16 protein-coding genes and 2 pseudogenes are annotated in these 23,916 nt (G+C 37.9%); 17 read left to right on the top strand and 1 reads right to left on the bottom strand.

The genetic code is table 11. The features are described 5' to 3' along the window. Positions 1-245 precede the first annotated feature (245 nt). The 12 genes and pseudogenes from ACH0AK_RS10640 (at position 246) to ACH0AK_RS10585 (ending at position 14,166) form a co-directional block, all read left to right on the top strand. Positions 246-4,598 (top strand): PolC-type DNA polymerase III, encoded by a 4,353-nt coding sequence (locus ACH0AK_RS10640; protein ID WP_137072540.1) that lies wholly within the window; start codon positions 246-248, stop codon positions 4,596-4,598. Positions 4,599-4,803: 205 nt separating this feature from the next. Next, complete coding sequence (gene rimP / locus ACH0AK_RS10635; RefSeq protein WP_010735193.1) at positions 4,804-5,277, top strand: ribosome maturation factor RimP; 474 nt, start codon at positions 4,804-4,806, stop codon at positions 5,275-5,277. Positions 5,278-5,298: 21 nt separating this feature from the next. Next, positions 5,299-6,486: a transcription termination factor NusA gene (gene nusA / locus ACH0AK_RS10630; protein ID WP_010735194.1), complete on the top strand. Its 1,188-nt coding sequence runs from the start codon at positions 5,299-5,301 to the stop codon at positions 6,484-6,486. A 23-nt stretch (positions 6,487-6,509) separates the two neighbouring features. Beyond that, positions 6,510-6,803 carry an RNase P modulator RnpM gene (rnpM, locus tag ACH0AK_RS10625; protein WP_010735195.1) on the top strand — a complete coding sequence of 98 codons (294 nt, stop codon included), beginning with the start codon at positions 6,510-6,512 and terminating at the stop codon, positions 6,801-6,803. After that, positions 6,800-7,111 carry a YlxQ-related RNA-binding protein gene (locus ACH0AK_RS10620; RefSeq protein WP_010735196.1) on the top strand — a complete coding sequence of 104 codons (312 nt, stop codon included), beginning with the start codon at positions 6,800-6,802 and terminating at the stop codon, positions 7,109-7,111. The genes rnpM and ACH0AK_RS10620 overlap by 4 nt, the downstream gene beginning before the upstream one ends. Positions 7,112-7,123: 12 nt before the next feature. Next, a pseudogene (locus ACH0AK_RS10615) lies at positions 7,124-7,546 on the top strand (translation initiation factor IF-2 N-terminal domain-containing protein); the annotation flags it as partial. A gap of 138 nt (positions 7,547-7,684) precedes the next feature. Then, positions 7,685-9,574: pseudogene (gene infB, locus ACH0AK_RS10610) on the top strand (translation initiation factor IF-2); the annotation flags it as partial. Positions 9,575-9,598: 24 nt separating this feature from the next. After that, on the top strand, positions 9,599-9,946 hold the full coding sequence (gene rbfA, locus ACH0AK_RS10605; RefSeq protein ID WP_010735198.1) for a 30S ribosome-binding factor RbfA: 348 nt from the start codon (positions 9,599-9,601) through the stop codon (positions 9,944-9,946). A gap of 506 nt (positions 9,947-10,452) precedes the next feature. Continuing rightward, positions 10,453-11,376, top strand: coding sequence for a tRNA pseudouridine(55) synthase TruB (truB, locus tag ACH0AK_RS10600; RefSeq protein WP_096081583.1), 924 nt, complete (start codon positions 10,453-10,455; stop codon positions 11,374-11,376). Positions 11,377-11,383: 7 nt separating this feature from the next. Then, positions 11,384-12,328 carry a riboflavin biosynthesis protein RibF gene (ribF, locus tag ACH0AK_RS10595; protein ID WP_226076955.1) on the top strand — a complete coding sequence of 315 codons (945 nt, stop codon included), beginning with the start codon at positions 11,384-11,386 and terminating at the stop codon, positions 12,326-12,328. 190 nt (positions 12,329-12,518) lie between these two features. Then, positions 12,519-13,304, top strand: coding sequence for a glucose-1-dehydrogenase (locus ACH0AK_RS10590; RefSeq protein WP_226076953.1), 786 nt, complete (start codon positions 12,519-12,521; stop codon positions 13,302-13,304). A gap of 10 nt (positions 13,305-13,314) precedes the next feature. Then, positions 13,315-14,166 carry a GRP family sugar transporter gene (locus tag ACH0AK_RS10585; protein ID WP_023519841.1) on the top strand — a complete coding sequence of 284 codons (852 nt, stop codon included), beginning with the start codon at positions 13,315-13,317 and terminating at the stop codon, positions 14,164-14,166. Between the two features lie 49 nt (positions 14,167-14,215). Here the strand turns inward: ACH0AK_RS10585 and ACH0AK_RS10580 are convergent, their stop codons facing one another. Further along, positions 14,216-14,674, bottom strand: coding sequence for a helix-turn-helix domain-containing protein (locus ACH0AK_RS10580; RefSeq protein ID WP_023519840.1), 459 nt, complete (start codon positions 14,672-14,674; stop codon positions 14,216-14,218). Positions 14,675-15,780: 1,106 nt separating this feature from the next. On the opposite strand from ACH0AK_RS10580, the gene ACH0AK_RS10575 reads away from it, so the two are divergent. The 5 genes from ACH0AK_RS10575 (at position 15,781) to ACH0AK_RS10555 (ending at position 22,355) form a co-directional block, all read left to right on the top strand. Then, entirely contained in the window at positions 15,781-16,038 is a 258-nt protein-coding gene (locus tag ACH0AK_RS10575; RefSeq protein ID WP_023519839.1) for a hypothetical protein, read from the top strand. 596 nt (positions 16,039-16,634) lie between these two features. Next, a complete protein-coding gene (locus ACH0AK_RS10570) occupies positions 16,635-17,531 on the top strand; it encodes a 6-phosphofructokinase (RefSeq protein WP_023519838.1) in 897 nt (298 codons plus the stop codon). 524 nt (positions 17,532-18,055) lie between these two features. Continuing rightward, complete coding sequence (gene rsxC / locus ACH0AK_RS10565; RefSeq protein WP_499796887.1) at positions 18,056-19,327, top strand: electron transport complex subunit RsxC; 1,272 nt, start codon at positions 18,056-18,058, stop codon at positions 19,325-19,327. Further along, a complete protein-coding gene (locus ACH0AK_RS10560) occupies positions 19,324-20,337 on the top strand; it encodes an RnfABCDGE type electron transport complex subunit D (RefSeq protein WP_226076950.1) in 1,014 nt (337 codons plus the stop codon). The genes rsxC and ACH0AK_RS10560 overlap by 4 nt, the downstream gene beginning before the upstream one ends. 281 nt (positions 20,338-20,618) lie before the next feature. Next, positions 20,619-22,355 (top strand): glycosyl hydrolase family 28-related protein, encoded by a 1,737-nt coding sequence (locus ACH0AK_RS10555; RefSeq protein WP_178946442.1) that lies wholly within the window; start codon positions 20,619-20,621, stop codon positions 22,353-22,355. Positions 22,356-23,916: the final 1,561 nt, after the last annotated feature.

Genomic DNA, 23,916 nt, shown 5'->3' with positions numbered 1-23,916 from the left:
TCAGTGCTGATCGCTTTTTTCACAACTTGATAAACGGTTTTCGAAAAGCTAACCTTCAACATTAAGCTGGAAAATTAAAAAATATGAAAAGCTATTTTCTGATTTTCCATCTTACTGCTCAGGTCAGAGCGCTTTTCTTACAACCTTAATGAAAATTTCCCTAAAAAGGGTTATACTAAATAGTATTGAAAAGTAAGGGTCGGAAATGGAATAATTTCTGGTCTTGACAGAAAGGGCGTATATTTTTGTCAGAAAAACGAGAGTTATTTGAGAAATTATTGGAGCAGATCCAATTAGAAGAAACAGAAAAAGCACATCCGCTTATTTCTGCTGGGGAAATGGAACAGGTGGTGGTCCATCGTAAATCTCGTCTGTGGGAGTTTACGTTACGTTTTCCAGCTATTTTGCCTGTGATGCTTTATCGCTCGCTGGTGCAGCATGTTATACTTGCATTCAAAGAAATTGCTGAGGTGAAAATCACAGTCCAAGCAGCGGATCAAACATTCGATGAACAACTCTTACAAGATTATTGGTCGCAAGCACTGGAAAGTCAGCAATGCGATACACCTTTAGTACAAAAGGTATTAAAGACGCAAGTACCAATGATCAAAGAGCATAAGGTGATTTTGCCTGTTGATGGTGAAGGAGCGATCGGCTATCTTAAACAACAATATCTGCCATTAGTAGAACAGTTATTTGTTAGTTACGGTTTTCCTAAGTTTCGAATCGAACCAGAAGTTGATGAGCAACAAGCAGAAAGAGTCCTAAAGCTTTTTGAAGAAAGACGACAAGAACAGGCTGAGGCGTTCATGAAACAAGCAGCTGAAAGCTTGATTGTTCATGAACAAAAGAAAAAAGAGCGCAAAGAGCAATTACCAGCGCTTGACGGGCCAATCCAGCTAGGTAGAAATATCCCGAATGATGAGCCTATCACACCGATGATCAATATCTTGGAAGAGGAACGCCGGGTAACGATCGAAGGCTACGTGTTCGATAAAGAAGTACGCGAGCTTCGTTCAAAACGTAAGATTTTGACATTGAAGATCACAGATTACACTTCTTCATTTATCGTCAAAAAGTTTTCAAATAATGAAAAAGATGAACAAATCTTTGAAGCAATCAGTACGGGTAGTTGGTTGAAAGTTCGTGGGAGTGTACAAGAAGACACGTTTGTTCGTGACCTAGTGATGAATGCCCAAGACATTTTAGAAGTCAAACATGCACCACGTAAAGATTATTCTCCTGAAGGGGAAAAGCGTGTCGAATTACATCTTCATAGTAATATGAGTACTATGGATGCAACGAACAATATTTCAGATCTTGTGGCACAGGCAGGTAAGTGGGGACATAAAGCAATTGCAATCACTGACCATGGCGGTGCACAAGCATTTCCAGAGGCACATAGTGCAGGGAAAAAAGCTGGTGTGAAGATCTTGTATGGTGTCGAAGCGAATGTGGTCGATGATGGGGTGCCGATTGCGTATAATGACGCCCATGATTCATTGAGTGAATCCACTTATGTCGTGTTTGACGTGGAGACAACAGGTTTGTCTGCTGTTTATGATACGATCATCGAGTTAGCTGCTGTTAAGATGTACAAAGGAAATGTCATCGAAAGTTTTGATGAATTTATCGATCCTGGACATCCCTTATCACGAACAACCATTGATTTGACAGGGATCACGGATGAAATGGTTCGCGGTTCAAAATCTGAGGAGGAAGTTTTACGCTTATTCTTGGAATTCTCAAAAGATGCGATCCTAGTTGCCCATAATGCGGCATTCGATATGGGATTTTTGAATACAAGTTATGCCAAATACAACATCCCTGAAGCAGCCAATCCAGTTATAGATACCTTAGAATTAGCTCGTTATTTATATCCACAATTCAAACGGTTTGGTTTAGGTGTACTATCCAAAAAATTCGGTGTTAGCTTGGAACAACATCACCGCGCGATTTATGACGCGGAAGCAACCGGACATCTGGCTTGGATATTTATCAAAGAAGCGATGGAAAACCACGAAATGTATTATCACGATCAGTTGAATGCCCATGTAGGTGAAGGTGATTCTTACAAACGGGCGCGACCTTTCCATGTCACATTACTGGCTAAAAACCAAGCTGGATTAAAAGACCTGTTCAAATTGATCTCGATGTCAAACGTCGATTATTTTGAACGCGTGCCACGAATCCCCCGATCACAGCTGAAAAAATTCCGACAAGATTTGTTAGTTGGCTCTGCCTGTGACAAGGGTGAGATTTTTGAAGCCATGATGCAAAAAGGGGTAGAAGAAGCACGTAACCGGGCGAAATTTTATGACTATATCGAAGTCATGCCTAAAGCTGTCTATGCACCACTCCTGGAGCAAGAGCTTGTCAAAAATGAACATGACTTAGAAGAAATCATTCGTAACTTAGTAGAAATCGGCAAATCATTAGATAAAATCGTTGTAGCGACAGGAAATGTCCACTACCTGAATGAAGAAGATGCGATCTATCGTAAAATCTTGGTCAATTCGATGGGGGGAGCCAATCCATTGAATCGTCACAGTCTGCCCGAAGTGCATTTCAGAACAACAGATGAGATGCTGACTGCATTCTCCTTCTTAGGTACGGATTTAGCAAAAGAAATCGTAGTTGAAAATACCAATAAGATTGCAGATATCTGTGAAGAAGTCGTGCCAGTGAAAGATGAATTATATACCCCTAAAATTCCTGGTTCGGAAGATGAAATCACGGATCTAAGTTATTCGAAGGCAAAACAAATGTATGGTGATCCATTACCGGATATCGTAGAAAAGCGTCTGAAAAAAGAGCTGGATTCGATCAATGGTAATGGCTTCTCAGTGATTTATTTGATTTCACAAAAGTTAGTGCATAAAAGTAATGAAGATGGCTATTTAGTAGGTTCTCGTGGCTCGGTTGGTTCTAGTTTCGTCGCAACCATGACAGGGATCACAGAGGTCAATCCATTGGCACCTCATTACTATTGCCCAGATTGTCAGTATTCGGAATTTTATGAAGATGGAACTTATGGTTCAGGATTTGATATGCCTGAGAAAAAATGTCCAAAATGCGGTACTCGTTTAAATAAAGATGGGCATGATATTCCGTTTGAAACATTCTTAGGTTTCCATGGCGATAAAGTACCCGATATCGATTTGAACTTCTCAGGGGATTATCAAGCAGAAGCCCATCATTATACGAAAGTATTGTTTGGCGAAGAATATGTCTATCGTGCGGGAACGATCGGTACTGTTGCGGATAAAACGGCGTATGGATTCGTTAAAGGGTTTGAACGTGACCACAACTTGCATTACCGCAGCGCCGAAGTGGATCGCTTAGCCAAAGGTGCTACTGGGGTCAAACGAACGACCGGACAGCATCCAGGAGGGATCATTGTTATCCCCGATTATATGGATGTATATGATTTCACGCCGATCCAATATCCGGCAGACGATCAGAATTCAGAATGGAAAACGACCCACTTTGATTTCCACTCGATCCATGACAATGTCTTGAAACTTGATATCCTGGGACACGATGATCCAACGGTGATCCGGATGTTGCAAGATTTGTCTGGGATTGATCCACAAACGATCCCAACCGATGATCCAGAAGTCATGCGGATCTTTTCTGGACCCGAAGTCTTGGGAGTCACACAAGAACAGATTTATTCTAAAACAGGTACATTAGGGATACCGGAATTTGGGACACGTTTCGTTCGTGGGATGTTAGAGGAAACACACCCAACGACTTTTGCGGAATTATTGCAGATCTCTGGTCTTTCTCATGGTACGGATGTTTGGTTAGGGAATGCAGAGGAATTGATCAAACGTGGGGATGCGACGCTGGCTGAAGTAATCGGCTGTCGTGACGATATCATGGTTTATTTGATCCATGCTGGCTTAGATAGTGGGATGGCGTTCAAAATCATGGAGACGGTGCGTAAAGGATTATGGAATAAGATCCCTGACGAATTGCGTGAAACGTATTTGACCGCAATGAAAGAAAATAACGTACCTGACTGGTACATCGATTCTTGTTCGAAAATCAAATACATGTTCCCGAAAGCCCATGCGGCTGCTTATGTCTTGATGGCGCTACGGGTTGCTTATTTCAAAGTTTATTTTCCGATATTGTATTACTGTGCCTATTTTTCCGTTCGTGCAGATGACTTTAATCTTGTTGCTATGTGCAAAGGAAAAGAAGCAGTGAAAGAGGCGATGAAGGAAATCACGGATAAAGGCTTAGATGCTTCTGTAAAAGAAAAGAATCAGTTGACAGTTTTAGAGTTAGCCAATGAGATGCTAGAACGTGGCTTGAAATTCGGAATGATCGATTTATACAAATCCGATGCAGTAAACTTTGTGATCGAAGGAGACACGCTGATTGCGCCATTCCGTGCGGTACCAAGTTTAGGGGCCAACGTAGCGAAACAAATCGTCGAAGCTAGAAAAGATGGTCCTTTCTTATCCAAAGAAGACTTGGCAACTCGTGGGAAAGTCTCGAAGACATTGATCGAGTATATGACAGAAAATGGTGTCTTGAAAGATTTACCTGATGAAAATCAATTATCGTTATTTGATATGTTATAAAAGTCAACGTGAGAAATGAAAATGAATCAAAATGAAAGCAAAGATTAGTAAAGCTGGTTGCCAGTTGGTTCTAATGATATGGCTTGTCATTTAGAGTGATTTATGTTATAGTTATTTAAGGTAATGATACTAACTGTGAGTGAGCGGAATTTTCGCTCACTCTTTTTAATGGAATTACGGATCTAATTTTAAGGAGGCGAAATCTTTGAGTAGCGTCGTTGAAACAGTCACAGAAATGGTGACACCGATCTTAGATGAACAAAAGTTTGAGCTAGTAGAAGTAGAATTTGTCAAAGAAGGAAAAAGCTGGTTTTTACGGGTGTTTATAGATAAAGAAGGCGGAATCGACATTGAAGAATGCGCATTTGTCAGTGAAAAATTAAGTGAGAAACTTGATACGACAGAGCCAGACCCGATACCACAAGCATATTTCCTAGAGGTATCATCTCCAGGCGCAGAACGCCCTTTGAAAAAAGAGGCAGATTATGAAAAAGCACGAGGAGAGTATATCCATGTGTCTTTATATCAACCAGTTGACGGAGAAAAACAATACGAAGGTTTTCTCCAATCATTTGATGCTGAACAGCTTACATTGAAGATACGCATAAAGACACGGGAAAAAGAAATTGTTTTTGACCGTAAGAATATTGCCAAAGCTCGCTTAGCAATCCAATTTTAATCACGGAGAGGAAACAGAAGAATGAGTAAAGAAATGTTGAACGCGTTAGATGCTTTAGAGGCTGAAAAAGGAATCTCAAAAGAAATCGTGATCGACGCTTTAGAAGCTGCGTTAGTTTCTGCATACAAACGCCATTATGGGCAAGCACAAAACGTAGAAGTAGAATTTGAACAAAAAAAAGGCAAGATCCATGTCTATGCAGTGAAAGAAGTCACTGAAGAAGTGATGGACTCACAATTAGAAGTATCTTTGAAAGACGCCTTGTTGATCAATCCTGCTTACGAGATCGGTGACAAGATCCGTTTTGAAGTCACACCAAAAGATTTCGGTCGTATCGCTGCCCAAACAGCGAAGCAAGTCATCTTGCAACGTGTACGTGAAGCAGAACGCACGATCATCTATAACGAATTCAGTGCTTATGAAAAAGACATTATGCAAGGGATCGTTGAACGTCAAGACAAACGTTATATCTATGTCAATTTAGGTAAAATCGAAGCGGTACTATCAAAACAAGACCAAATGCCAAATGAATTTTATCAACCACATGATCGTATCAAAGTATATGTATCACGTGTTGAGAATACATCAAAAGGCCCTCAAGTCTTTGTTAGCCGTAGTCATCCTGATCTTTTGCGTCGCTTGTTCGAACAAGAAGTACCAGAAGTTTATGATGGACTTGTTGAAATCGTCAGTGTGGCTAGAGAAGCAGGCGATCGTTCAAAAGTGGCTGTCCGCTCAACGGATCCGAATATCGATGCTGTCGGCACGTGTGTTGGTCCTAAAGGCCAACGTGTCCAAGCGATCGTGAATGAATTGAAGGGCGAAAACATGGATATCGTCGAGTGGGATGAAGATCCTGCGGTGTTCATTGCGAACGCATTGAATCCTTCACAAGTCGTGGATGTCATTTTTGACGAACAAAATCCAAAAGCTTGTACGGTCGTTGTACCGGATTATCAATTGTCATTGGCAATCGGTAAACGCGGACAAAATGCGCGTCTAGCAGCCAAATTGACGAACCACAAAATCGACATCAAATCAGAGTCAGACATGACTGAATTCTATGAGAAAAAAGCTCAGGCAGAAGCAGCAATCTCTGAAGAATTACACGATGAAGCAATCATCCAATCAGATTTGACAGATGATGAATATCAAACAATCGCATTTGAAGACGAAACAGCTGAAGTAACTGAACAAGAAGAAATTTAACTGCTAGTGAAGGAGGCAAAGAGATGAAACAAAGGAAGATCCCTTTACGCAAATCTGTGGTTTCAGGTGAAATGAAACCAAAAAAAGAGATGATTCGTGTCACACGTTCAAAAGAAGGTGTGGTATCGATCGATCCTACTGGAAAAATGCCTGGACGAGGAGCGTATGTCTCACTTGAGCCGGAGGAAGTACAACAAGCTTGGGATAAACATCTCTTGGATCGTGTACTTGAAGCTAAGCTAACAGATGAATTTTATCAAGAACTATTAGATTACGTCACTCACCAAAAAGCCCGAAAAGAGCTATTTGGCGAATGAATGGAATGAATCGGCAAAAAGCCATGAATCTTATTGGTCTAGCGATGCGTGCAGGGAAAATGATCACAGGTGAAGAATTGACGATCGGAGACATCCGTCGTCAAAAAGCCAAGATCGTTTTCGTCGCAAGTGATGCCAGTGAGAATACCAGAAAAAAAATCAAAGATAAGAGTTCGTACTACGAAGTTCCTTGCTTTGAGCTGTTTTCTGAGGAAGAAATCACGCAGATGATCGGTAAACCTCGGAAAGTGATAGGAATCACGGACACCGGCTTTGCAAAAAAGGTCAAGGAGCTAATTGAAGGTTAGGAAGGTGATTGCATGGGCAATAAACGAATTTATGAACTAGCGAAAGAATGGAACAAGTCTAGTAAAGAGGTCGTTGATAAAGCGCAGAAACTTGGAATCGATGTGAAAAATCACATGGGTGCGGTCAGCACACAAGATGAAAAGAAACTGCAACAAGCGTTCAACCAACCACAGCAGAAAAAGCAACCAGTACAAAAAGCAAACCAAAAACCAGCCGGACAACAGCCAAGTAACCAAAAGAAAACAAACGAACCATCGAACCAACAAAAAAATAAAAGTAACCGCAACTATCAAGATCGCGGTCAAGGGAGCGGTCAAGTGAATCAAGGAAAATACCAATCAACAAATCAGAATAAGAGTAACCAGACAGGTGGAAACAATCAAAACCGTCAAGGATCTACTCAAAACAATAATCAAAATCGCCAAGGTAACAACCAAGGCAGCAACCAAAACCGTCAGGGAACTACCCAAGGAAACAGCCAAGGTAGCAACCAAAACCGCCAAGGCTCTACCCAAGGAAACACTCAGGGCAGTAACCAAAACCGTCAAGGAGCAAACCAAGGCGGCGGCCAAAATAGAAACAATAATAACAATCGCGGCAAATTCAACAATAACAACCGCAATCGTTTCAACAAAAAAGGAAAAAAAGGCAAACAACAAACGTCAAACAAGCCAGCAGTTCCACCACGTAAATTCCGTGAGTTACCTGAAGTATTAGAGTATACAGAAGGTATGAATGTTGCAGATATCGCGAAGAAAATTCACCGCGAACCAGCAGAGATCATTAAAAAATTATTTATGCTAGGCGTGATGGTCAATCAAAACCAAGCATTAGATAAAGATACGATCGAATTGTTAGCAACAGACTACGGGATGGAACCACAAGAAAAAATCCAAGTAGATATTGCGGATATTGACAAATTCTTTGAAGCGGATGAAGTGAATCCAGAAAAATTAGTCTCACGTCCTCCAGTTGTTACGATCATGGGACACGTTGACCATGGTAAAACAACTTTACTCGATACCTTACGTCATTCTCGCGTAACAAGCGGAGAAGCCGGTGGTATCACACAGCATATCGGTGCGTATCAAATCGATATTGATGGCAAACCAATCACATTCTTGGATACACCAGGACATGCGGCCTTTACAAGTATGCGTGCGCGTGGTGCAAGTATCACTGATATCACGATTTTAGTTGTTGCCGCCGATGATGGCGTAATGCCACAGACTGTAGAAGCGATCAACCATGCGAAAGCAGCTGGTGTGCCAATCATCGTTGCAGTCAACAAAATCGATAAACCAGGTGCAAACCCACAACATGTGATGCAAGAATTAAGTGAATATGAATTGATTCCTGAAGCATGGGGTGGCGAAACGATTTTTGTAGAAATCTCAGCGAAATTCGGTCAAAACATCGAAGAACTATTAGAAATGATTCTTTTAGTCGCTGAAGTGGAAGACTTGAAAGCTGATCCAACACAACGTGCGATCGGTACAGTGATTGAAGCACGATTAGACAAAGGAAAAGGTCCTGTGACAACATTACTTGTTCAACAAGGTTCATTGAATGTTGGAGACCCAATCGTTGTCGGAAACACATATGGTCGTGTACGTGTAATGGTCAACGACTTAGGACGCCGTGAAAAAACAGCTGGACCAGCAACACCAGTTGAAATCACAGGATTGAATGATGTACCTCAAGCAGGCGATCGTTTTGTTGTCTTTGAAGATGAGAAAACAGCTCGTGCGGCGGGTGAAGAACGTGGCAAACGTGCGATGTTAGAACAACGTGCAGCAACTAGCCGTGTGACATTAGATAACTTGTTTGAAAGCTTAAAAGAAGGCGAATTAAAAGAAGTCAATGTCATCATCAAGGCTGATGTACAAGGTTCAGCAGAAGCACTAGCTGCTTCATTGAAGAAGATCGACGTTGAAGGCGTACGTGTCAAGATCGTCCATTCAGCTGTTGGAGCAATCAATGAAAGTGATGTAACGCTTGCTGCGGCAAGTAATGCGATCATCATTGGTTTCAATGTTCGTCCGACACCACAAGCGAAAATCCAAGCAGATACAGAAGAAGTGGATATCCGTCTTCACCGTATCATCTACAAAGCCATCGAAGAAATCGAAACAGCGATGAAAGGGATGCTAGATCCTGAATTTGAAGAGAAAATCACTGGTCAAATGACTGTCCGTGAAACCTTCAAAGTATCAAAAGTCGGAACGATCGCTGGTGCCTTTGTCACTGATGGTTACATTCGTCGTGATAGCGGCGTACGTGTCATTCGTGATGGCATCGTCATTTTCGAAGGACAATTAGCAAGCTTGAAACGCTTCAAAGACGATGTCAAAGAAGTGAAAATGGGCTTTGAATGTGGAGCAATGGTAGAGAAATTCAATGATCTTAAAGTAGATGATGTTATCGAAGGCTTTATCATGGAAGAAATCAAAGTCGACTAATTTAAAAAAAGGAGGCCGCTCATTATGGCTAACTATCGTGACCGCAGAGTCGGTCAAGAAATTTTAAAAGAAGTGAATGATATCTTACGCAAAAAGGTACGTGATCCACGTGTGGAAAACGTAACGATCACAGATGTGCATGTCACGGGTGATCTGCAACAAGCAACGATTTATTATAGCCTCTTATCTGACTTAGCCTCAGATAAGAAAAAAGCGCAAGAAGGGTTGAATAAAGCAAGTGGACTGATTCGTCGTGAATTAGGACATAACATGAGCATTTATAAAACACCTGAATTGACGTTTGAGCTAGACGAATCAGTTGTCTATGGTAATCATATCGATGAATTATTGCGTAATTTAAACAAAGACTAATGTTCTAGCGAGTTAAATCGTTCGTATCAATGGTCGAACAGGGAGGATACAATAACTGTATCCTCCCTGTTTTTTTTTTTGTCTATTTTCATTCGACACTAGAGAGCCAAACAAAATACAACGAAAGAATCCAAAAATAAAAGGAGCCATTTTCGAATTTTTTCGTTGTATTCGTAGCAGATGATCATCGCTGAATTGTCCGCTTTTGGGGAAAACATGTTTCATCATAAAAGCAAAAGATAAGAATTGACTGATCAAAGAATCATCCGATCATCTACCAGATAACCATCCGTATAACCAATCAAAAGGTGCAAAGAAAAGATTTTCCATAGGTGCTCCCTCCTTTACAAAAAGAATACCACCTTTCTATTTACAACAGTGTGAACTTTTGTTACGTTTATGTTTCTAAAACAAAATAATCGTACATTTAAGGATCAATCCCGTCAGTTTTTGATCCGATGTGTTATAATAATTCAGTTAATACTTAAAAGAATGGAGAACAAAAGATGGAAGGCTTATTACCTTTATGGAAAGAACGCGGCATGACTAGCCACGATTGTGTATTCAAATTACGAAAAATTTTACATACAAAGAAAATCGGACATGGTGGGACATTAGATCCTGATGTAGATGGTGTTCTTCCAATTTGTATTGGTAAAGCCACTAAAGTCATTGAATATCTGACGGATTCGGGGAAGACCTACAAAGGAGAAATCACACTTGGCTACAGTACGACGACTGAAGACAAATCAGGTGAAATCGTTGAACAACGAGCTGTCACCGAAGCATTGACAGAGGAGCAAGTAGATGAAGCAATGGCTGCTTTTGTCGGTGAGATCACACAGATTCCTCCGATGTACTCGGCTGTGAAAGTCAATGGTCGACGTTTATATGAATATGCTCGAAATAATGAGACAGTGGAACGACCTGTTCGCAAGGCACAGATCTATCGTTTTGAACGAACAAGTGAAATCCTCTGGTCAAAAGAAGCAGGGACCGTTTCGTGGCGGTTTGAAGTCGAATGTGGCAAAGGTACCTATGTTCGGACGTTGGCTGTAGATACGGGGAGTAAGCTAGGCTATCCTGCGCATATGTCAGATTTGACGAGAACAGCGAGTGCCGGCATGGATGAATCCCAAGCAATTACTTTAGCTGAAGTAGCATCATATATGGAGAATGGTACGATCGAAGAGTATTTATTACCCATTGAAACGGGTGTAGCAAAGTTCAAACAGGTCGATATCGATGAAACAGTGTGGCAGAAAGTCAAGAATGGTATGCGCTTAGATTACCAAGTATTCGGTCTATCCGAGATGCCATCAGAAGAAATTGCCCTTTTTTATCAAGGAAAAGTAGTGAGTATCTACCAACCAAATCCAAAAGAAAAAAATAAGTTAAAACCAAGTAAAGTTTTAAGAAATGAGGTTTAATGTAAAAATGGAAATCATCAAAATCAGACACCCTTATCAAGTTTCTCAAATTCCGAAAGAAGACGTCGTATTGATCTTAGGTTTCTTTGACGGAGTTCATTTAGGACATCAGAAAGTGATTGAAACGGGGCGAGAAATTGCTCAAAGAGAGGGTCTGAAATTGGCATTGATGACATTTAATCAACATCCGTCAATCGTCTTTAAAAAAATCAATCCAAGTAACGTCAAATACTTGACTACGTTAGAACAAAAAGAAGAAAAAATGGCAGAACTTGGGATCGATTATCTTTACGAAATTGAATTTACTTCTGCATTTGCTCACTTAGCCCCTCAAGATTTCGTTGATCAATATATTGTAGGGCTAAATGCTAAGTATGCCGTTTCTGGCTTTGACTATACGTATGGTCCAAAAGAAATTGCGGATGTCCCTCATCTCCCAGGTTATGCAAAAGGTCGCTTTGAAGTAGTCACTGTACCAAAAGAGCAACAAGAAGGGGAAAAAATCAGTTCTTCACGGATTCGTCAAGACTTGGATGCTGGGGATGTCGCGAGTGTGGCCCATTTGCTAGGATATATTTATGAAATCGACGGTGTGGTCATCCACGGGGACGCACGTGGTCGCTTATTAGGATTTCCGACAGCTAATGTCAAAGTTAAAAGCACCGTTCATTTACCAAAAGTGGGGGTCTATGTTTGTGAAATCAAAGTCGGTGAGACGTGGTACCCAGCGATGGGATCAATCGGACATAATGATACATTTGGCGATGGACGTGAATTGACAGTCGAACTGTATATTCTAGATTTTGATCAAGATATCTATGGTGAACATGTCTACATTCGTTGGCACGAGTTTATCCGAGATCAAGTGAAGTTTGATGGAGCAGAAGCTTTGATCGAGCAATTAAAAGCAGACGAACGAGTAACTGCTGATTTTTTTGAACATGTTGAATAAGCAAATGTAGTATTCGAGAATAAGGAAGAAGCCCAATCAGGATAACTGAAGGGCTTTCTTTTTTGGAAAGAATTTTTTAGTGCGTATGATTTGCTTTCACCTACACTGCGTAGTGTACACTGTCTTTATAGCTAATAACGAATGTTTTAAAATATCTGTTATTAATGTGATAAAAGAAAGGGTGTCTTCTATGTATAAAGAATTAGAACAGAAAGTAGCTATAGTGACTGGTGGGTCCAAAGGGATCGGTACAGCCATTTCTCAGCGTTTTGGAGAAGAGAAGATGAAAGTAGTTGTAAATTACCATTCGGATGCTGATGGAGCAGAAGAAGCAGTTAAAGCGATTGAAGAAGCTGGGGGTCAAGCATTAGCTGTCAAAGCGGATGTAGGAACAGAAGAAGGCGTGCAGACTTTGATTGATCAAGCGATAAAAGCCTATGGTCAGTTGGATGTTTGGGTCAACAATGCTGGCACTGAAAACCAAAAACCTACGCACGAATTAAGCTTGGAAGAATGGGAAACTGTGATGCAAGTCAACCTTACTGGCGTGTTTTTAGGAACAAAAGCCGCGATCAATTATTTCAAAAAACACAAAGTAAAAGGAAGTATTATCAATATTTCCTCTGTCCATGAACAAATCCCATGGCCGACCTTCTCACATTATGCCGCTTCAAAGGGTGGGGTAAAACTATTCACTCAAAGTGTTGCGATGGAGTATGCGCCTGAAGGAATACGTATCAATAGTATCGGACCAGGAGCGATCAAAACACCGATTAATGCCGAAAAGTTTGATGATCCAGAGCAAAAAGCGACAACAGAAAGTATGATCCCGATGGAACGCATTGGAAAACCAAGTGAAGTCGCCGCTGCGGCTGCTTGGTTGGCTTCAGATGAATCAAGCTACGTTACAGGTATCACGTTGTTTGTAGACGGTGGTATGACGCTTTATCCTTCATTTCAAGGTGGGAAAGGGTAGGGATTGATTGATGGGAATCTTAATTGCATTAATACCAGCGATTGGCTGGGGAATCCAACCACTGGTTTTGAAAAAAATCGGTGGACGTCCCACCAATGAAATATTGGGTACAGGTATTGGGGCATTACTCGTTGGTCTAGTTGTTCAATTGTTCATGTCACCCGGTGGTATTTCGATTACTACATTTTTGATCAGTCTTTTATCTGGGGCGTTTTGGGTCATTGGCCAAATCGGACAATATACGACGTTCAATTTGATCGGCGTATCCAAAACAATGCCTATTTCCACTGCGATGCAGCTTGTTGGAACGTCACTCATTGGTGTTTTTGCTTTTGGCGAATGGTCAGGAACAACAGGGAAAGTGATTGGTGGAGTAGCGATCGTCTTGCTAGTGATTGGTTCTGCACTAACAGCAGTAACTGATAGGGGAAGTAAACAAGGTGGAATAACTAAAGGAATTTCGATTCTTGCTTCTACGAGTATTGGTTATTGGGTGTACAGTGCATTACCTAAATTAGTCAATGCAGATGGTGTAGCTATCTTCTTTCCACAAATGTTAGGTGTTTTCTTAGCCGCGGCTATTTACGTCGTCTTGAAGCAACCAAAAGCGTACGGAGATGGAAAAAGTTGGAAAGCGACGATCGTCGGAGTCATTTTTAGTTTAGCCGCATTTGCTTATATATTTTCAGCTAGTGCCAATGGAGTAGCTACTGCCTATATCATCACACAACTGAACGTAGTGATCTCAACATTAGGTGGTATGGTTATTTTGCACGAAAAGAAGAGCAAAAAAGAATTAAGATACACGTTGATCGGGTTAGCCTTGATTGTCGGGGGTAGTATGATTACTGTGCTGATTTAAAAAATAAAGCAATGTAAGACATCGACTAACAAAAATGTCTTACACTGCTTTATTTTGGTGCGGTCAATGAGATATCCGTTCGTTTTAAAACAGCTTCATTAAACCAAGTACCAAAACTTTGAACATAGTTAAAATTCCCGCTAATGATAAATTCCGCGCAGGTATCATCTAAGACATTATAAAAAAAGTAACGATCTTCTTTATTTGAATAAACATCTTGATGATAGCTGATCATACAATCTCTAAATTGGTGCAATGACTCCAACGTTTCGTACTGAAGGTAGAATTTTAGGACTACTGCACTATTTATTGGTTGGTCAGTTCCTACGAAGCTTGGTTTGTTTTTAAGAGAGAACTGTAGAAACTCTGACAGATTTTCTTCTGAGAATTTCCATTTTCCTCCAACCTTTATCCCCTGTAGTTTTCCCTCGCGTAGATAATTTCGTACAGAACGAGTAGTTACTCCTAGAATCTCTGCAACTTCATTGACTGAATAATAATTCTTCATCAGTTTTCCTTCCTCCGTTTTCTTGAATGATAGAAACAAATAACTAGTACCATTTACGAGTTAGGTAAATGATTTTTGCTATTATGATTTGCCTATCAATTATATAAATATAGCGTAAAATAATAAATAAATAGAGAAAAAATAAGGATATCTTTCAAATTATTATACTCAATATAAAGCATTAAAACCATAATTTTTGAAGATTATTGTTATGTTTTTAAACTTTTGCAAAATATCGATAAGGTAAATATCAAGTCTGTAAACAATCCGCCTAAACCTTTTCTAAAACATTCTCTAAAATTTGTGAGTGTTTCAATATAGGATAGCTAGTTACTTCTTAATTCAGTGTCTAAAATCCTGCAATCCATGAAAACAGTACGAATAAGCTGTTTAATAAAAATAAACTTATTCCTAACTTTTCCTAACAAAGATATTGACTTTTACATTAATCGCGTTATACTAATGTTAGGAAAAAAAGTGAAATTTTTTCCTAAATACTAGAGAGGAGGACAGTGATAGTTAGCTCAAAGGATCTGTGAAGAGTCTCTAAGCACATTAAATGACCGTATACCAAAGTGAAGTCATGTAGTTGTTCTAGATGATTAGCAAATGGACCAAAGCTTACACCGTTCTTTTTTATGGTAGAAACGAAGTTAGTACACTAAAAAACTCCCCTTTTTTGTACAGACTAACTTTAGTTTCCTAAAAATCCCCATATTGTGAGGCAAATGATTTCGTCTATGATTTGCCTCACAATAATCAATTGTAAGTTAACGATGACCAAGATCAGATAAGAAGGATAAACCTTATCTATATAGTGAATCTTATGTGTATACATACCATTTTGAGATGAAAACTACTACTTATTCGCATTTGATTATTTTACGATGTAAAGTAAATGCAAGAATCGATCACCCGCCAAGAATAAAGGAACTCTTATCTTTGGAATAAGGAATAAGAACAAGTAATACGGTTAATGCTTTTGAAAAGGCAGTCCAAGTGAAGTAATATTCAGAACACCATCAATTTCGAAGAATTGCTGTTAAAAGAAGACAATCAATAGTAGAACTATTGGTTATGGAGTTATAGGAAAGGAAGAAAAAGAAATGAAGTTAAACAAAGCGATCGCTTATGAAAAATTAGGAAATACAATCTACTTGTCATCAGATGAGGGAATCTTTCTACTGGAGAATGAAGTAGCGACATATATCTTCGATCTTCTGACAAAGGAACAGACCATCAAAGAAATCAAATTAAAAGTAAAAGAAAAGTTTAGTCACGCGAATGAACTGACAAAAGAAGGAACAGATTTATTTATTGAAAATTTTTTAACTGATTTGTCGAAGCGATCGATTGTTTGTTAAATGAAAAGCACATTATCTAACTCTATGTTGGATCATTCAACATGAAACAGCTCTAATTGTTGCTACGAATAAAATATACATGTTACAGCTGGAGGTACAATAAGTTTAAAGCTGTTTTATTTTGAGTTATCGAACGTTAAAAATAGACTGCAAGTCACACTTGCGGTCTATTTTTTTGTTGAAGACAGATCCAAAGCCTGATTCGATGATCACCAATAAAAGAAATGTCTTTGTCTTTCTCGCTTTCTAGGTGTTGCCGTGAGACAAAAATATCATAATTTGTTCTGTCGCAATTGCTACTATTATTTTAGTATTCCTATACTTTTTTCTACCAATAAAAAAACCTCTATGCTATATTGGAATAAATATGGTATATTTTACTTAAATAGAAAACAGCGGAAAGATACTATGTTTATCCTATGGAAATCACAAAATTAAGTGACTTTTCGAAAACTTTTACGATTAAATGATACCGATTACATAGGGCTGCTATTTATTTGATCGGCATGAGAAATTACTACTGACTGAGGAAGATAGCTCTTGGAACTAACTTAGTATAGAAATTCAATGAAAGAATACAGTGAGGGGAAAAGAATATGGCGAAAAAAGTTGGGATTTTATCAATAGAAGGCTATGTAAAAGGGGGAGAGCGATTAGTGGAACAGCTTGTGCTTTCCATACCTGAACAAGAAATCGAATTATTCGCAATCAATTTTTCTGAAGAACAATATATCCAAACAAAGTTGGATCAAAATATAAATAATTGGCATTTATTTGATTGTTCCTATTTATGTTCAGAAACTAACCATGTAAACTATCAATTTATTCAATTGATCAAAGAGGCAAATTACGACTCCTTCGTATTATTAGGTGGGACTTCGAGTGTTGTATTTGCAAATGAGCTACGTAGCCATGGACTTTCAGTAATCACTGTACCAGTATCCAACTATCTTGATTATCCAAGTGGTGACTATACAGTAGGTTCAGATACATTTATCAACGGCGTAACAAAAGTGATTGATCGGATAGTCGATACTGGACATTCTCATCAAAAAGTAACGTTCATCCAAATTGACGATACCATCACAGGTAAAGTCACAAGAGAACTATCTTTGACAAATGAAATCGATGTTTGTATTGCTAATCAACTTGATTTAACGAATAATAAAAAATATCTTTTGAAACATATGAATAGCCATCCTATGCATTTTTTATTGAACCGTTCAGTTAGTTCAATCGATTCTTTTGTTGAAACGTTTTGTCCCACATTATCCGACTATAGAAGTATTGTTTTAGATAATTTAGCCATTGGACAGTCGATGATCACCGCGTTTGATCGAATTGCGGTAATTGAATTAGCGAATGTCATAACTGATTTACTTAACGACAGGCAATGTTTAGACGCTGAATTGTATTTCTCACATGGGAAGGTGTTGTTTGAACAAAGTCCTTATCATCAAAATGTGAAAAACAAGCGGTGGAGTAACTATTAGTAAGCAGATTGTTACAGGATAGAATGTCACGTTCCACGAAATAATTTTCGGTAATCCGGATCTGGCAAAAAGGTAACCCTTCAAATTATTTCTCGCAAGCAAATCAATAAAAAATTCTAACTCAAAGCAACACATGAGTTAGTTTTTTTTTGTTATTGTCATTTAGTAAAAAAGATAAGATAAAAATTTTTATAAATTAATCTTTTATATTACGTTATATAATGTTATTATATTTGTGAAAAACAGTTATTCTATTTACTTTTATATAAACGGAAATAGTAAAATATTTCACTTATAAATCATTTTCTTTAGTAGAGTTTGGGCGAATATATACTATTTTGTTCATATTCATTCGAGTAATAAAACAACTGTTTTATATAAAAAAACAATTGTTATTCTAGGGGGAGAAATGAAAAAAATTAGTTATCGAAAAAAATATGAATGGATCGGATTAGGTTTGCAATTAGTTTTAGTAGCTATCGGTTTGATTTATTACTTTTTTATCTATCGTTAGGAGAATGAAAATGAAATTAATAGTAAAAAAAAGGTTGAATGGCGTCTATCTTGATAAAAACAAACATACAGCACAACAAGCCATCGAGAAACTAACGCCACCAAAGAAAATTATTTTACCAATGTCTATGCATCTTGGAAAACCTGCTAAAGTCGTTGTTGAAGTAGGCGATAAAGTGGCAATTGGGACACTCATCGGAGAAAAAGATGGACCAATATCTGCCAATGTACATAGTTCAGTGGCAGGAGTCGTAAAAAAAATCGAGAACCGCATGGTCAATCATCGGTCGACTGAAGTGGTCATTATAGAAAATGACTTTTCTGACCGTATGGAATTATTACATACAAAAAACAAAGTTTTACATAATATCGTCGCGAATGCAGGAATTGTAGGGATGGGAGGCGCTGGTTTTCCAACTGACTTAAAGCTACTACCTAAAGAAGAACAAAAGATCCATACCTTGATCATTAACGCAGCAGAATGTGAACCATCCATTACTAGTGATAGAAGATTATTGATTGAAGATACTGAACAAATGATTTTGGATACTTATAAAATCCCCAAAGCAAGGATTGCGATCGAAAAATCATCTGTACAAGTGATTGAACATTTACATAAACATCTGATTGATCCAAGAATCCAGTTACATATTCTAGGGAATCTATATCCTCAAGGTGCGGAAAAATTAGTGATCAAGCATGTATTATCTCAAGAAATACCTAAAAGCAAGCTCCCTTTTGATGTCGGAGTGATCACCTTGAATGTAGCGACGATACATAGTATTCTTAGTGCTGCGTTGAAGCAGGTCGCATCCTTCGAACGGGTAGTAACAGTTTCAGGTACACCGATCAAAGAAGGAAAAAATCTACGAGTACGAATTGGCACACCAGTAGAGGAATTGATTGATGCTTGTGGTGGATTTGTGTCGTCACCTCTTAAGGTATTGAATGGTGGACCGATGATGGGGAAACTTATCCAATCATTAGATGAACCAGTCACAAAAACGACTAATTTGATTTTAGCATTGTCTGCAGCAGAGGCAATGATCCCCAAGGAACAAAAGTGTATCAAATGTAGCGAGTGTGTGAATGCGTGCCCAATCGGTCTACATCCGATCTTGATCAGTCAAGCGTACCGTCATCAGGATCTTCAGACAGCCGAACAGTTAGGCGCGTTGAATTGTTTAGAATGTGGTGCTTGTTCATTTATCTGTCCTTCAAAAATCAATTTATTAAAAGATATCAGAGCAGTAAAAAATCAGATCATGGAGGCAAAAGGATGAGTACGAAATATCTAGGAAACGGAACGATCAATGGTCCGCATATCCGTAATGATTGGACAAGCCAATGGAAAATGAAACAAGTATTGATTGCCCTTATATTTCCAACGATTGGTGCTACTTACTTTTTTGGTTGGCGTTCGTTAGTGAAGATCATTACCAGTATCCTCACATGTGTATTACTTGAAGGGGTTATCCAAAAAGTAAGTAAACAACAGATCACGGTCAATGATTTGACTGCTGTGATCACAGGTTGGCTGTTAGCTTTGACATTACCTACTAGTGCACCATTATGGACAGTGCTTGTCGGAGACTTTATTGCTATCGTCCTTGTAAAGCATCTAGGAGGCGGGTTAGGAAGGAACTGGATCAATCCCGCAGTAGCAGCACGAGTCCTTCTAAAGCTCTTTTTATCTCCTTGCATCACCAATTGGATCGCACCAGGACCAGATGTGATCACTACTGTGACGCCACTTGTGGCACTTGCTCATTTTTCTCGAGAAATCAGCGCGACCACACCTGAATGGTGGAAACTTTTCTTAGGGATTGATCTAGGCGGTCCAATGGGGGAAACAAGTAAACTGCTCTTATTGATTGCAGGGGGCTATTTGATCGTGCGAAAAATCATCCATCCATTCGTTCCTCTGTTGACCCTAAGCTCTTTCTATCTAGCGATTTTAATTTATAGTGGGTTTAATTTTAGCTTTGCTACAGCTCATTTGCTTAGTGGAGCATTGATCATGGCAGCTGTTTTCATGGTAACAGACTATACGACTTCACCTGCAACCGATAAAGGGAAGTATTATTTCGCTATCGGCTGTGGTTTACTATGTGCTGTTTTAAGAATCGTCTTAGATTTGCCAGGGGGGATCGGCGTAGCGATTGTTGTCATGAATCTAGCGGTACCATTCATTGATCAGTGGACGATGCATCGGGTGTATAGTGAAAAAGAGTTTAAGATAACCCCGATGATTGATAAAGAAAATAGAAAAGGATTATCAAGTTTCAAGTGATAATTTATAAGGAATAGGACTGTTACCCGACTAGAGAAATTTAGTCGGGTCTTTTTAGGTAAAACTGTTGCTCAACTATTTTTTTTGTGAAAGAACTCAATAATTTCACCTGTGAATGAAATTATTGAGTGCCAAACTATTTATTTATCTGCTAATCTACAAATGGATATCATTCGTTATTTTATAGTGTCTTAAAACAAAAGGTACCTAACATCAAAAATAAAAGAATACTTCCTGTTTAGAACGATAGCCAATCACAGCTAAAAAGAATGGAGAGACAAATGAACAAACGACAACTAAAAATGATGTTATGTTTTCTGGTTCTGTTTGTAATAAGCATACCAGCAAATATAAACGCAGAAGCAACGAATGAGTTAGAGGGCCAAAAAACTTTTTCGGCTCAGCACACCGAATGGTTAGATGCAACAGATGCGACGATTTTTGGAGAGCACGCGCTGCGACGTGAGAGTTTAGAAGATCAGTCAAATCAATTACAAGCGATTATTGATCATGCCAATTCTTTAACAAAACAGTTATATATTCCAGCTGGTACGTATATTATCAACAAAAATGTAGTGTTAAGAAGCGGTCTTAAGATCAAAGGAGAAGAAGAGAATCCAACGATACTGAAAAATGAAACAGGACAAAACGTTTATTTGTCAGATGAAAATTACCAGACAAGCTACAATATTGAGATTCATTCATTGTTTTTCGATGGAGTAGGAATTTTTACACGTTTAGCAAATAACATTACCATCAATGATAATGTGTTTTATCATCCTGTCTCTTTATATCCGATCAACCTACAGACATCCAATGGGGCAACTATGCAAAATAATATATTTATGAGAGATCATGAACATGCCACGCCAGATACAGAAAATCGGGCAATCTATATTGGTGGTTTTTCGACGGTTGGAAGATATGAGTATATGGAAAATGTACAGATTACAGATAATCTATTTGGATTACGGATCAATGAGTTAGAAGCAATCAAGAGCTTTAGCAATCCTGAGATTATCAAAACCATCAATCGTCTACAATCTGCATTGGAGTCTGAGCAAATGTCTCTTGAACATAACGAACAAAACTATCTTTCTTGTGGTGTCAATTCATATAGTAATTCGAAGAATGTTTTGATAAAAAATAATTTCTTCCAGCAGATGTACGAGAACGAGGATCGATATGGTGTGGTAGGTGATCATGCCATCTATCTAAGAGGATCACAGAATGTACAGGTTGTAGGCAATCACGTTCGTGGATTGCACAATGGACCTTATGGTGGATTTAAATTCAAATCAGGACGTAACATCACGATCATGAATAATTATCTACGTAATACCGGTATTATCATGTATGAAACACCAGAATTTGGATTAGGAGATAGTTTTGCTCAAGGTCAAGTAGCTGAGTTATCGAATTGGTTCGTAGCAAATAACGTGTTTGATTTTAAAGAGTGGCAGGATAAATACGCGATTGGGATAGAGTATAATCGGCATACTGGAAAGGACAACGTATACAATGGGGTATTTATTGATAATAAATTTATCAATTATCACAATATTCCAGCCAACCGCCGGAGAGAGCTATTGATCATGAATCAAGCTTCTGAAGGTTTTAAAGGAGAGTCAACATATGTTTCTGGCAATACACGTGATGACACATCTGATCGTCAATTAAATGTTGAGTATTGGACCTCGGCAGAGTATGACAAAATGCCAAAGGATTGGAGAAGTTTGATCGATTCTACAATGTATGATCAATATAAAGAAACGCAAATACCAATACAAGATGCATTTCCTGTTGGTCGGACGGTTGAGATTATTTTAGGTGAATCTTATGATCCATTTGATTTTGTTGAGCAAACCCATATAGAAGAAAACGATCGTCCTGAAATCACTATTTTGAATCCTGAAGTTCTATCAAAAGTTGGTCAACATAAGCTAGAGCTAATGCTTTCATATCCAAATGGACGAACAGTGCGTGTGGTTTCAAATGTGACAGTCATGTTTCAATAATATAAAAAGTTCAAGCGATTCAAAAACCAGTTGAAACTTCTTGGCATATCATTTTCTAGCCAAAGTCGAAAGAGTTAGAAATATTTTCGCTCGATAAAGATTTACAAGTAGTCATTTTATCAGAAATACCAAGTTTTTACCGCTTAATTTTCGATTGAAAAGGCGGTGTTAATGAGCTTGGCTAAATAGGTGATTTCGACAAAAGAACAGATGCATGAAATTACTTATATCTCTTCTATTTTTCGCACCAAAAAACAAGGTTGGTTGAACATTCCTTCTTTTTATAGACATAGTATAAAGACGGAGGATGTTCAACTGATTTTTATTTTGCCTAAGTAGTTTATCAATCAGTTAAATAAAAATACACTTATAAAGTGAAAAAGAAAAGGTACAAGAAATGTAAAATAAAAGTATTGTGGATTTAGTAGAGATTGTCATAGCGAAAGAATTTTATGCTGGAATGAAATATGTAACAGATGAAGCGAATAAAAGACAGAAAGGATTAGATGGTTAGGGTAAAATGGATTGGATACTGAAGTCATCCAAGAAATATGTGTATGGCTTTTTTTGTTTTGCTGATTTTATCATACTTGATTGAGATAAATTTAACGTTTATGCGTTCAAAATAAGTTTTTATGATTAGTTTGAATAATAACTATGTTATTAGGTTATATTAAACGTGTGGCTTAAAGGTTTATGATTTTTTGTATATTATGTAAAAAAAGTTCTAAAGATTAATAATTTTTTTGTAATTAAAATTTTCTTGGTACTACTATGAACTATGGTAAAGAGAATTATTGCAGAAGGTATAGCTAGAATCGTCAGAAAAATAATAGTTATCTTTTGGAATAAGCCTTTAACAGTACATATTGAAAAGGATGTAGGTAGGTTAAATTGATATATTTCGCGATCCGAATAGGCTTATGTTTCTTAAGTCTGTTGTGTTTTAGTATAGGCATTAGCTTTTTATGGAGAATAAAAAAATTAGTACGACAAAACCTTGGGAAAAGTTTGTCAAGATCAGATTATATGAAAACACAAGATTATTTAACAAAATATAGGTTTTATGTTTATATAGTTTTTTTTACATTAGCATTTATCTTAATACTAATACGTTTTAATTAGTATTTAATTGATATTATTTCTCTTTGATTACAATTTATATTCAGCATAAAGTGTATTATGTTTATTTTCATAAATAATCGGTTGTAAGCCCGATTATTTATGAAAAAGAGAGTATAAAATTTTTACGGTAGGATAGAATTATTATGATAGAAAAGATTCTGATAAGGAACATCGTATCTAGAAATATTTTTTATAATTGTTAATTCGTCGAAATCTAATTGTTTTAGCATAAGAATATCTAAGATACATTGTAATTTTAGAGTTACATATATAATTCTATTGGATTGGTAATGGCTAATTCATATTTACTTACTGAATCTCCGTGGGTAAGATAATTTCTTGTGAATCTGTAAATATTTTTAAATATCTATAATTTAGTTTTCGTCCCAAAAAAAATTGAATAAAAATTATTGATTTTAAGTAAACTATCTTTAAA

Origin of the sequence: Enterococcus pernyi, assembly GCF_045371165.1 — a bacterium.
GTDB lineage: Bacteria > Bacillota > Bacilli > Lactobacillales > Enterococcaceae > Enterococcus_B > Enterococcus_B pernyi.
The sequence above is the reverse complement of the archived record's forward strand: the minus strand, read 5'-3'. Positions and strand labels throughout refer to the sequence as shown.

Coding starts and splice junctions, on each gene's coding strand:
- ACH0AK_RS10580 (WP_023519840.1), bottom strand. CDS start 14,674: ATGAAGAATTATTATTCAGTCAATGAAGTTGCAGAGATTCTAGGAGTA.
- ACH0AK_RS10585 (WP_023519841.1), top strand. CDS start 13,315: ATGGGAATCTTAATTGCATTAATACCAGCGATTGGCTGGGGAATCCAA.
- ribF (WP_226076955.1), top strand. CDS start 11,384: ATGGAAATCATCAAAATCAGACACCCTTATCAAGTTTCTCAAATTCCG.
- rbfA (WP_010735198.1), top strand. CDS start 9,599: ATGGCTAACTATCGTGACCGCAGAGTCGGTCAAGAAATTTTAAAAGAA.
- ACH0AK_RS10575 (WP_023519839.1), top strand. CDS start 15,781: ATGAAGTTAAACAAAGCGATCGCTTATGAAAAATTAGGAAATACAATC.
- truB (WP_096081583.1), top strand. CDS start 10,453: ATGGAAGGCTTATTACCTTTATGGAAAGAACGCGGCATGACTAGCCAC.
- ACH0AK_RS10620 (WP_010735196.1), top strand. CDS start 6,800: ATGAATGGAATGAATCGGCAAAAAGCCATGAATCTTATTGGTCTAGCG.
- rsxC (WP_499796887.1), top strand. CDS start 18,056: ATGAAATTAATAGTAAAAAAAAGGTTGAATGGCGTCTATCTTGATAAA.
- ACH0AK_RS10590 (WP_226076953.1), top strand. CDS start 12,519: ATGTATAAAGAATTAGAACAGAAAGTAGCTATAGTGACTGGTGGGTCC.
- ACH0AK_RS10560 (WP_226076950.1), top strand. CDS start 19,324: ATGAGTACGAAATATCTAGGAAACGGAACGATCAATGGTCCGCATATC.
- ACH0AK_RS10570 (WP_023519838.1), top strand. CDS start 16,635: ATGGCGAAAAAAGTTGGGATTTTATCAATAGAAGGCTATGTAAAAGGG.
- ACH0AK_RS10555 (WP_178946442.1), top strand. CDS start 20,619: ATGAACAAACGACAACTAAAAATGATGTTATGTTTTCTGGTTCTGTTT.
- rnpM (WP_010735195.1), top strand. CDS start 6,510: ATGAAACAAAGGAAGATCCCTTTACGCAAATCTGTGGTTTCAGGTGAA.
- nusA (WP_010735194.1), top strand. CDS start 5,299: ATGAGTAAAGAAATGTTGAACGCGTTAGATGCTTTAGAGGCTGAAAAA.